This is a genomic window from Megasphaera sp. AF13-6AC (assembly GCF_027685385.1).
Classification (GTDB): Bacteria; Bacillota; Negativicutes; order Veillonellales; family Megasphaeraceae; genus Megasphaera; species Megasphaera micronuciformis.
In genome coordinates this window covers 1-9,731 of the sequence record NZ_JAQCUN010000046.1, presented here as the reverse complement: position 1 = coordinate 9,731, position 9,731 = coordinate 1, and the positions used below count along the sequence as shown (strand labels likewise).

General features: G+C 49.5%; 12 protein-coding genes and 1 other annotated feature. Of the genes, 10 read left to right on the top strand and 2 right to left on the bottom strand.

Annotated features, from left to right (window positions below; all coding sequences use genetic code 11):
* Positions 1-541: fibronectin type III domain-containing protein (locus tag PGX78_RS03950; protein ID WP_270445488.1), on the bottom strand; the 541-nt coding region annotated here is incomplete at its 3' end.
* 133 nt (positions 542-674) lie between these two features.
* Positions 675-886: a binding site (T-box leader), on the top strand.
* Between the two features lie 46 nt (positions 887-932).
* On the opposite strand from PGX78_RS03950, the gene trpS reads away from it, so the two are divergent.
* From trpS to PGX78_RS03920, 6 genes are all read left to right on the top strand, one after another.
* Positions 933-1,919, top strand: a complete 987-nt coding sequence (gene trpS, locus PGX78_RS03945) for a tryptophan--tRNA ligase (protein ID WP_270445487.1) — start codon at positions 933-935, stop codon at positions 1,917-1,919.
* 10 nt (positions 1,920-1,929) lie between these two features.
* Positions 1,930-2,514, top strand: coding sequence for a 5'-deoxynucleotidase (gene yfbR / locus PGX78_RS03940; protein ID WP_270445486.1), 585 nt, complete (start codon positions 1,930-1,932; stop codon positions 2,512-2,514).
* Positions 2,515-2,620: 106 nt separating this feature from the next.
* Positions 2,621-3,916: an NfeD family protein gene (locus PGX78_RS03935; RefSeq protein WP_270445485.1), complete on the top strand. Its 1,296-nt coding sequence runs from the start codon at positions 2,621-2,623 to the stop codon at positions 3,914-3,916.
* An 18-nt stretch (positions 3,917-3,934) separates the two neighbouring features.
* Positions 3,935-4,960: a flotillin-like protein FloA gene (gene floA / locus PGX78_RS03930; protein ID WP_006943189.1), complete on the top strand. Its 1,026-nt coding sequence runs from the start codon at positions 3,935-3,937 to the stop codon at positions 4,958-4,960.
* 8 nt (positions 4,961-4,968) lie between these two features.
* Positions 4,969-5,502 (top strand): hypothetical protein, encoded by a 534-nt coding sequence (locus tag PGX78_RS03925; RefSeq protein WP_270445484.1) that lies wholly within the window; start codon positions 4,969-4,971, stop codon positions 5,500-5,502.
* Complete coding sequence (locus PGX78_RS03920) at positions 5,499-6,239, top strand: alpha/beta fold hydrolase (protein WP_270445483.1); 741 nt, start codon at positions 5,499-5,501, stop codon at positions 6,237-6,239. Before PGX78_RS03925 ends, PGX78_RS03920 begins: the two co-directional genes overlap by 4 nt.
* Before the next feature lie 97 nt (positions 6,240-6,336).
* Here PGX78_RS03920 and PGX78_RS03915 read toward each other — a convergent pair whose 3' ends face one another.
* Positions 6,337-7,305, bottom strand: a complete 969-nt coding sequence (locus tag PGX78_RS03915) for a hypothetical protein (RefSeq protein WP_270445482.1) — start codon at positions 7,303-7,305, stop codon at positions 6,337-6,339.
* Positions 7,306-7,498: 193 nt separating this feature from the next.
* Here PGX78_RS03915 and PGX78_RS03910 point away from each other — a divergent pair, with 193 nt between their 5' ends.
* The 4 genes from PGX78_RS03910 to PGX78_RS03895 form a co-directional block, all read left to right on the top strand.
* On the top strand, positions 7,499-7,993 hold the full coding sequence (locus tag PGX78_RS03910; protein WP_006943193.1) for a MogA/MoaB family molybdenum cofactor biosynthesis protein: 495 nt from the start codon (positions 7,499-7,501) through the stop codon (positions 7,991-7,993).
* Between the two features lie 84 nt (positions 7,994-8,077).
* The gene (gene cobU, locus PGX78_RS03905; RefSeq protein WP_270445480.1) at positions 8,078-8,644 is read left to right on the top strand and encodes a bifunctional adenosylcobinamide kinase/adenosylcobinamide-phosphate guanylyltransferase; all 567 of its coding nucleotides are present in this window, start codon (positions 8,078-8,080) and stop codon (positions 8,642-8,644) included.
* Entirely contained in the window at positions 8,641-9,402 is a 762-nt protein-coding gene (gene cobS, locus PGX78_RS03900; RefSeq protein WP_270445479.1) for an adenosylcobinamide-GDP ribazoletransferase, read from the top strand. The genes cobU and cobS overlap by 4 nt, the downstream gene beginning before the upstream one ends.
* 25 nt (positions 9,403-9,427) lie before the next feature.
* Positions 9,428-9,731, top strand: a 304-nt coding sequence (locus PGX78_RS03895) for a histidine phosphatase family protein (protein WP_270445478.1), incomplete at its 3' end; no start/stop codon positions are given.

Here is a 9,731-nt window from a genome sequence, read left to right as displayed (position 1 = left end):
TGCGATCCCACGCCGGCATGGCCGTATCTCGCCAGACTCCGTAGTCGGCAGACTGGGAGTCGGGGAAAATGAGAGCTTTGAAATCGGCTCCGTCAGCAGTTTTTAAAGGGGACCACTCACTGCGACGATCGCCGTAGCCCACGCGGTACTCGTAGTTCGTACCGGGAGTCAAAGCGGCCAGATAGGCACCGTGAACATAGGTCGTATTTCCGTCGTCGTTTAAGACGGTATCGGCGGCAGCAACGGTCCACGTGTCTTCCGCGTCTTTTAATCGATATTCAACGACGGTCTCTTTTTCTTCGTATTGGGATTGCCACATGACCGTACGGGACGTACGGCTGTCGGCCGTAATGATTTGTCGTATGTTGTAGGCATCGACCGAGTCGGTCAGTTTATAGTGAGCCGCCGTGGCCTTTGTAACACGGACGGCCTGGTCTACGATAGCCTTCGTACCGGGCACGAATTCGTATACGCCGGCAGCGGCTGCCGCAACGGCAATGCCGGTAGCTTTCAGAAAGTCTCTGCGTGATAGGTGTTTCAATAGATGCCTCCCGAAGAGTTTAGATAAAGTCATAGGATAAGGTCATTGTATGATTCTGCAGCATCATTGTCAATGAAACGGCTTCTGTTCTTGACAGTGACGGTTAAAGAAGATACACTTCTATACGTATAGAATAATGTCGATGAACGGGTGTAAGTAGGTGTGATGCAGCTGTGCTCAGCGAGTCGGAGACGGTGAAAGTCCGACGGCGGCGATTATAGTGAATGGACCCGGGAGATGCGATCCGAAGCCAGTAGGCGTCGCCGGTACCTGCCGTTAAGAGGAATGAGTCGGGCTTTATGCCAAATCGGGTGGTACCGCGGAACACGTCCTTTCGTCCCTAGTGAGGGGATGAAAGGCTTTTTTAATGTCAACAATCAGGAGGCACATTATGTCCGTTATTTTTTCAGGAATTCAGCCCAGCGGCAATTTGACGCTGGGAAACTATTTAGGCGCACTACGTAATTTCACGAAGGTACAAGATGAAAACGAATGCTATTACTGCGTCGTCAATCAGCATGCCATTACGGTCCCTCAAGACCCGAAGATGCTTCATGAACGGACACGTCAATTGGCAGCCATCTATCTGGCAGCCGGTTTGGATCCGGAAAAAGCGGTTCTCTTCGTTCAGTCGGAAGTTCCCGAACATGTACAGCTCGGTTGGATTATGACGACCATGTCCTATGTGGGTGAATTGGAACGCATGACTCAGTACAAAGATAAGGCTTCTAAGCGCGGCGACTCCGTGCCGGCCGGGCTTTTGACCTATCCGCCCTTGATGGCCGCCGACATTTTGCTGTACCAGACAAATCTTGTTCCTGTCGGTGATGACCAGAAGCAACACTTGGAAATTACGCGTGACTTGGCACAGCGGTTTAATCGCGTTTACGGTGAAGACGTATTTACCATTCCCGAAATCCTCTTGGGACAGGACGGAACTCGTGTCATGAGCTTGCAGGAACCGACGAAGAAGATGAGTAAGTCCGACGACAATCAGACGGCTACCGTCTACCTTCTCGATACGCCGAAGGATATTGAAAAGAAAATTAAGCGCGCTCAGACGGACAGCGACAATGCCGTTCGTTACGACAGAGAAGCAAAGCCCGGTATTTCCAACTTGATGGACATCTTTGCAGCTCTTACGGACAAAAGCCACGAAGAAATTGAAAGGGCTTATGCCGGACAGGGCTACGGTACATTCAAGAAGGACGTAGCTGAAGCGACTATTTCCGTCCTTGAACCGATTCAAAAGCGCTATGCCGAACTCATTGACACGCCGGAACTTGATGTCATCCTTACGAAGGGTGCCGAAAAGGCACGTGAAAAGGCAAGCAAGACGTACGAAGCCGTTACGAAAGCTATGGGATTATACCGTTAAGGAGTTTGCTATGAGCCACTTTTTTGCCATGCTCAGCCGCATGAAATATATTCGTCGCTGGGGGCTTATGCGCAATACACAGGAAGAAAATATTCAGGAACACACCTTGCAGACGTCTATGATTGCTTATCATCTGGCCGTTTTGAGAAATCGTCGTTTCGGCGGCGATGTCAACCCCGAGCGGGCTGCCGTTTTGGCTATGTATCATGACGTGACGGAGATCTTCACGGGAGATATGCCTACGCCGGTCAAATACTTCACCCCTCTCATGAGGGAGACATACGGCCAAATCGAACGTCTGGCAGGTGAGCGCATTATTGATTCCTTGCCCGATGATTTACAGTCGGCCTATGAACCGCTAATTCTGGACGGTGAAAAGGATCCCGTTTGGCCTCTTGTCAAAGCGGCGGATACGCTAAGCGCCTATTTAAAGTGTTTACAGGAAAAGCATGCCGGTAATTCGGAATTCGATGAAGCTTATACGGGATTGGAAGAAAAGCTTCATGCTTTACATATGCCCGAAGTGGATACGTTCATGAAGGAGTATGCCCCGGCCTTCCTGTTATCCTTGGACGAAATGAACAGGCAAGAATAAAAACTTATCGACAAAAATCAGTACCGTCATGTATAATTAAGTAAGGGAGTCGTCATTGCACAGCTCCCTTACTTTATATATGAACCGCCGTTACAGGAGGTGTTTTATGAAGTATAGACTGCGAATCATAATAGCTTTGTTATTCGTATGTTTAGTGAGTGTTGCAGGAGGCCGTGTACCCGTTTATGCCGAAACGGTGCGGGTCGTTCATGTGGACGGGGATATTAATGCAGCCAATACGGCTTTGGTTAAACGCAGTTTGGCTGATGCGGAAGCACAGGGCGATGCGGCTCTGATCGTGACTTTAGATTCTTCCGGCGGCAGCCGTGAGCAGGCCGTTAAAATCAGCGACTTATTGACCGGCTCAGCTGTGCCGACTATTGCCTATGTTTCGCCTCGCGCCCGTTCGGTGGCGGCTTTGATTGCGTTGTCATGCCGGCATATCGTCATGGCTCCCGGTGGCAGTATCGGGGCCACCGACACGGAGCCGGCAAAGGATACGGAAGAATTGAAAGGTAAATTCAGCCAAGTCGCTACGATGACGGGAAAGAACCCTCGTCTTATTGAAGCGATGACGGATAAAAGCTTGGGATATTCCAACTACGCCGAGCCGGGACAGTTGTTGACCTTGTCGGATACTCAGGCGAAAGCTGTCAATTTATCGGACGGTACGGCTGACAGTATTGACGGAGTCTTGCATCTGTACAGCCTGGATAATGCGAGTGTACAAGACAACCGCCTATCTTTAAGGGATATGTTCTTCGGCATCTTACAAAATGAGTTGGCACGAGTGCTTCTCGTGGCATTACTACTCAGTGCATTTGCTGTTGAAATCAAAACCGGCGGTATCGGTGCGGGGTTCGGCCTGGCTGTAATCAGCGGCGCTCTTCTTCTTGGTAGTGGTGACGGCACCTTGGCCGATTCGTTGAAACTTGCAGCCTTACTTGTCTTGGGAGCCGTCTTTGTCGGTATCGAGTTGATTACGCCGACTGTAGGTATCTTCGGTTTCTTGGGAACCGTCATGATTTTTGCAAGTCTCTTTTTCATTCTCGGCTCCGATATGACGGCTCTCTTTGAATTGGCCGGAGCCGTTGTCTGCACCGTCGTATTTTTGGCCTTTGCCGGATCGCGGTTGCCGCAGAGTAGACTTTTGGCCAAGGTGACTCTTAAGAATCGGTCGACGCGTGAAAGCGGATATGAATCGCAGACCGATAAGAGTGATTACATCGGCAAGAACGGTACGACACTCACCCCTTTACGCCCTGCCGGGACGGTACGCATTGATAAGAAACGGGTAGATGCCGTTTCTCGCGGTGACTATATTGATAAGGATGTACCTGTACGTGTCATTGAAGCGGAAGGCATGCGGGTCGTCGTGGAAAGCATTGAATCTGACACATAACAGTGAGGAGGTTTTTCTATGTCGGGTATTGTATTTGCACTCCCCTTGGGAGTCATTATTGTCGTTATTTTCATCGTTTCTTTATTCTTACATTTCGTGCCTATCGGCTTGTGGATTTCCGCACGAGCGGCGGGAGTGAATGTAGGGATTTTTAATCTCGTAGGGATGCGTCTCAGACGCGTTATTCCTTCGAAAATCGTCTTGCCTTTGGTCAAGGCCAACAAGGCGGGACTGGACGTGAACGCCAATCAGCTGGAAGCTCATTACCTTGCAGGCGGTGACGTAGACCGCGTTGTCGATGCACTGATCGCCGCACAGCGGGCGACTATGTCCCTTACATTTGAACGAGCTGCGGCTATCGATTTAGCCGGTCGTGACGTATTGGAAGCCGTACAGATGAGTGTTAACCCTAAGGTTATTGAAACGCCGTTCATTTCGGCAGTAGCTCAAAACGGGATTGAACTTAAGGTACGTGCTCGTGTAACGGTTCGCGCCAACATTGATCGTCTTGTCGGCGGTGCCGGTGAAGCGACGGTTATTGCTCGTGTCGGTGAAGGCATTGTTACCAGCGTCGGTTCGGCCGAAGATCACTCTGAAGTTTTGGAGAATCCCGATAAGATTTCTAAAACCGTTCTGAATAAGGGATTAGATGCCGGTACGGCTTTTGAAATTCTCTCCATCGATATTGCCGATGTCGATGTAGGACGTAACATCGGGGCCCGTCTTCAGACAGACCAAGCCGAAGCGGATAAGAGAATTGCCCAGGCCAAGGCGGAAGAACGCCGGGCCATGGCTGTGGCGAAGGAACAGGAAATGCATGCTTATACTCAGGAAATGCAGGCTAAGGTCGTAGAAGCCCAGGCGGAAGTTCCTTTGGCAACGGCTCAGGCTTTGCGTGAAGGCAATTTGGGTGTTATGGACTATTACTCCATGCGCAATATTTTGGCCGATACGAATATGCGTAATGCCGTTGCCGGGACGGGTGTTCCCGACGTGACGACGGAAGGAAACGGTTCGCATCCTTCGACGGGACATGAAAAGTAGGTGAGCCTATGAGTTGGATTTTTTTCCTGCTTATTCTTTACTTTATTTATAAGCAACTGTCGAAGTCGGCTCGCAAGGCGAAAAGACAAAGGCGGGATCAACGGCCCGTTCCTTATCCCGGTGAGGATACTTACAGGGACGATGATGCCTATGGCGACGGCTATCCGTATCCGACGGAAACGGTCAAAACGGACAGCTACGATAGAAGATACTGGGAAGGTCCGTATGAAAAAGAAAACGACCCTTATGAAGTCGTAACCGGTGGCGGTAAGACGAAAGTTACTCTTGAACTGCCTGAGCGCATGGCTTCGGAAAGTATTCGTGAAAAAGCTCAGCCTGAGATAGGACCGAACCCGGTCTTTCAAGCGGCTTTGGCCGAAGCGGATGAACCGACAGTTGAAGCTGAAGAAGAGGTTGGTGTTACGCAGGTACAACGGGCGGCACAGCCGGCACGGATGCCACGCAATCGCTTGCAGGCAGGCCTTATCTGGTCGGAAATTTGGCAGACTCCCGTGGCTTGCCGCAGGGGGATGCGTCGATGATTGAGGAGAAGGCGTTGTATATCGACTCAATTCCTTGTCTGGTCGTAGTACCTACAGAAGACGTTCTAGGGGTCGTGATTTTTTATCACGGCTGGTCGTCGTGTAAGGAGTTACAGTCCTTGCGGGCGAGAATCATGGCCTCATACGGATATGCCGTCATCGTTCCCGATGCACTGAATCATGGACAAAGAGGCCTTATAGATTACGATGATAAGCAGGCTTACCCGTTATTTTGGCAGGCGGTTTTGCAGTCGACGCAAGAAGCCGGAGTTCTTGTTGCTTATGGTGAGGGCCACTGGCCCGGGCGAAAAATTTTTGCGGCCGGACATTCCATGGGCGGTATTACGTCACTCGGTGTTGTTACGGCACAAGAGAAGGTATGCGGGGCCGCGTCCCTGAACGGATCGGGATGGTGGAATGAATCGGATCGTCGTTTTAGAGCCGCTTGGAAGATTGACCGGACTCCCGAATGGCAATTTCTGTTGCCGCATATAGATGAGGCGGATCCTTATAACCGCGTGGAGGCATTGAGTAACAAATCGGTTCTTTTATTAAACGGCGGAGCTGACGATGTAGTCGATAAGACGGCACAGGCTCTGTACGCTTGTAAGTTAAAAATGGCGGGAGCAGATGTTCAATCTGTCATTTACGACGGGGTGGGGCACTTCGTGACGACCAATATGATGGGCGATGTCGTTCAGTGGTTGAATAAACGAATTGCCGCTACGGGTCGATAAAAAGTTTTATAAAAGCCGTCGGAGACGGAACAAAAAAGCATTACCGTCACAGAAGCACATGAAATGAGTCTGTGAGGTAATGCTTTTCATTTAATATTTATAGGCCGTCTATTTCGTCTGTAAAGTCGAGACCTTTATCGGTAGCATAATAGGTACCCGGGCGTTCGCCGTCTTCGAGGTAGCCTTTATCCACCATAGTTTTTAATAAGCTTTCATTTACGGCAAGGGGGGAGAACATGGCTTCCGGCGTATCCGCTTCTCGTTCTACTTCGGCAATGGCGGCCGCCATGATTTCCTCATCTGTCGGTGCCGTACCGTACGCATAAATACGAGGCAGGGCTGTAGGATAATCGCTGTGAGAGAGTGCAAAAAACTTACCCAATCCGACGGCCTTGCTCAGTTCGTCGTCAGGTTCGGCTTCAAAACCCGATTCGTTACAAATTCCGACGAGAGAGTTATCGTCGAAGTTGTATAACGCCTTGGCCGTTTCCAAGGAATCGACGTAGCGTAATTTTTCGACTTTAATATCGTACACTTCCAAGGCGTGAAGGATGCAGCCGATAACAAACGGTGCGTTATGAGCGACGAGGACGGAATGTTCAAAAATATCCTTCATTCCCGACTTCCAGTATTCCCCGAATGTATCGGCCTTGGTTAACACTTGCCAGTTGACGGCCTTGTCCGTGACTTGAGACAGGTCGTTTTCAGGCGGCTGAATATAGAAGTAATGGCGATCGACGGGTTCGCCGTTTTCGAACTCCGCAAAAGCCAGCTTGTATATGGAATAAGGTTGTTTAGCAGCCAAATCAAGGGCTACGGCAACAAAGCGATTCGGATAACGATGGGTGTATCCCGTAGTCTGTACGTCGTAGCGTAAGTAGCCGTTATGCGGCTTTAAATCATGGGAATGTAAATTTACGGCATGCGTATGTTTACGTCCCTCCAAGGCCTTCTCCGCTTTTTCAGCCTTGTCTTTCTTGCGTATGGTCGTATACAACGAGTAAATGACGGCAACAGCGAAAATTACGGCAATAATCGTGCCGCTCGATTGTAATAACGAGTCCATAATGGGTTTCCTTTCCGAAAAAACTTCGTTTATGACCGAATCGAATGCAGGTCAGCTTTATTATATCAAACTTGTTACGGTCCTGTCTTGTATTCTTAAATAGAGTACCTTATTGTTCAAAAGTATCGTATAATATAAATATAATGTGATAAATTGAACGAGAATCGGATCCTCATTACGGGAGGCGACAAATATGAGTCGGAAAGAAAAAGACAACCGTCCTTTACGCTTTGCCATACTTACGGTCAGCAACAGCCGGACCTATTCGGATGATACGAACGGTTTGCTTATTCAGTCTTTATTGACTAAGGCGGGGCATCAGGTCGTGGATTATGCCATTGTAAAGGACGACGGAGAAGCGATTTTAAAGCATATTCATGAATGGGTGTGCAGTGTAGATGCTATTGTAACCAGCGGCGGTACGGGGTTGGCCTTAAGAGACGTGACCCTGGAAACGTTGGAACCTAAATTCGATAAGGTTATTCCCGAATTTAACGGGATGTTGACTTTTCTGGCATATCGGCGGGCTTGCGGGACAGAGGCTCTTGCATATAGAAGTGCGGCCGGCGTCATTCGTCAGTGCCCCGTCTTTTGTTTGCCCGGCCAAACGAGCTTGATAAAAGTCGGAACGGAACAACTTATTATTCCGGAAGTCCACTTGATTAAGAGTGAAATAAGCAAATCGTAAAAATTAAGAACTGCCGCTTATGCGGCAGTTTTTCAGTTATTGAGGGACTCTGTGATATAATGGGGCGTACGATAAGGAGGATGTATGGGAACATTGATAGTCGTAACCGGCGGCTCGCGAAGCGGTAAAAGTGAATTTGCCGAAAACTTGGCACGGCAACGGTCGAAAAAAACGGTGTATATAGCTACGGCTGTGGCAGATGATGAAGAAATGAAGGCTCGTGTTGCCCGTCATCAGAAGCGACGTCCGAAAGGATGGCAGACAGTAGAAGCCGCCTGCGACCTGCCGACTGTAACGGCACAGGCGGCTTGCAAGTATGAAACGGTTCTCATCGATTCACTAACGACTTATGCGGCCTCCTTTTTTTACGCCCGTCGCCATGACGAATCGCAAGATACGGAAAATGCGGCCTTACAGGAAATGCATTCATTGGCAAAGGCCGTAAAAACGAACGGGGCAACGGTTATTATTGTAACCGATGAAGTAGGCTCCGGCATCGTTCCGGATAATGCCGTGTCGCGTGCCTTTCGCGATGTATTGGGGAGCATGAACTCGGTCTTAGCCGCCGAAGCGGACAGAGTATACCTGTCTGTGGCCGGCCTTACGGTAGATCTTAAGAAAATATCCGTTAGGGCGGAGGAAGAGATATGAGGTCTTTTTTGATTGCCTTACAATTTTTAACGCGCATACAAGTGGCTTCGCGACTGAACTGGTCTGATGTCGACTTCGGACGGGCCGTCGTGTGGTTTCCCGTTGTCGGCCTTCTTATCGGACTCTTAACGGCCTTGGTCCGAGGCTTGACGGGGATTCTTTTTTCTCCCTTTTTGTCAGCCGTCCTAACCGTAGCCTGTTGGTATTTTCTGACCGGCGGTCTACATTCCGACGGTCTGATGGATGCGGCCGACGGTATTTATTCGGGTCGGGATCGAAAGCGAAGTCTTGAAATTATGAATGACAGTTGTGTCGGAGCTAACGGGGTAGCTGCTTTTGTCTTTGTTATCTTACTTAAGGTGGCCTGTGTCGGCGAATTGACGCCTGCCTGGCCTTTCTTGATAGGCATACCTGCAGCGGCTCGCTTCGGAGCTGTCTTGGGCATTTTGCGCTTTCCCTATGCACGTGAACGAGGCTTGGGGAGAGCTTTTCAGGACTATGCTCCGCGTCACGCGTTGCTCAAGGCCTTTGCCGTATCCTTATTGCCCCTTTTGGCAGTCGGCATCGTTTATCTTTATATACTGGCCGGAGCAATTCTTGTCGCTTACGGAGCACACCGACAGGTAACGGCTCGTTTAGGAGGACTGACGGGCGATACGTACGGGGCGGTTATTGAAGTGACTGAAACTGTTTTATTGCTTGTGGCGATCTTGATTATTCAGATGAACAACTTTTTCGAAGTGACCGCATTTATTTAATAATAGAGAATTAGGGAGGATTTTTATGATAAAGCTTTACCTCGTTCGACACGGAGAGACAAAGGGGAATGTAGAACAGTGGTATCAGGGATCTACGGATATTCCTTTAAATGATAAAGGACGACTTCAGGCACAGTGCTTGAGCGAGTATCTGAAGGACGTTCATTTTGACGGCTTTTACAGCAGTGACCTTATGCGAGCCGAAGAAACGGCGAAAATTGTAGCAGCTCCTCACCACATGGAAGTGAGGACCTATAAAGAGTTACAGGAAGTCAACTTCGGTGAGTGGGAAGGTCATCGCTACGATGAGATTACATCCGGCTGGCCCG

Coding starts and splice junctions, on each gene's coding strand:
- trpS (WP_270445487.1), top strand. CDS start 933: ATGTCCGTTATTTTTTCAGGAATTCAGCCCAGCGGCAATTTGACGCTG.
- yfbR (WP_270445486.1), top strand. CDS start 1,930: ATGAGCCACTTTTTTGCCATGCTCAGCCGCATGAAATATATTCGTCGC.
- PGX78_RS03935 (WP_270445485.1), top strand. CDS start 2,621: ATGAAGTATAGACTGCGAATCATAATAGCTTTGTTATTCGTATGTTTA.
- floA (WP_006943189.1), top strand. CDS start 3,935: ATGTCGGGTATTGTATTTGCACTCCCCTTGGGAGTCATTATTGTCGTT.
- PGX78_RS03925 (WP_270445484.1), top strand. CDS start 4,969: ATGAGTTGGATTTTTTTCCTGCTTATTCTTTACTTTATTTATAAGCAA.
- PGX78_RS03920 (WP_270445483.1), top strand. CDS start 5,499: ATGATTGAGGAGAAGGCGTTGTATATCGACTCAATTCCTTGTCTGGTC.
- PGX78_RS03915 (WP_270445482.1), bottom strand. CDS start 7,305: ATGGACTCGTTATTACAATCGAGCGGCACGATTATTGCCGTAATTTTC.
- PGX78_RS03910 (WP_006943193.1), top strand. CDS start 7,499: ATGAGTCGGAAAGAAAAAGACAACCGTCCTTTACGCTTTGCCATACTT.
- cobU (WP_270445480.1), top strand. CDS start 8,078: ATGGGAACATTGATAGTCGTAACCGGCGGCTCGCGAAGCGGTAAAAGT.
- cobS (WP_270445479.1), top strand. CDS start 8,641: ATGAGGTCTTTTTTGATTGCCTTACAATTTTTAACGCGCATACAAGTG.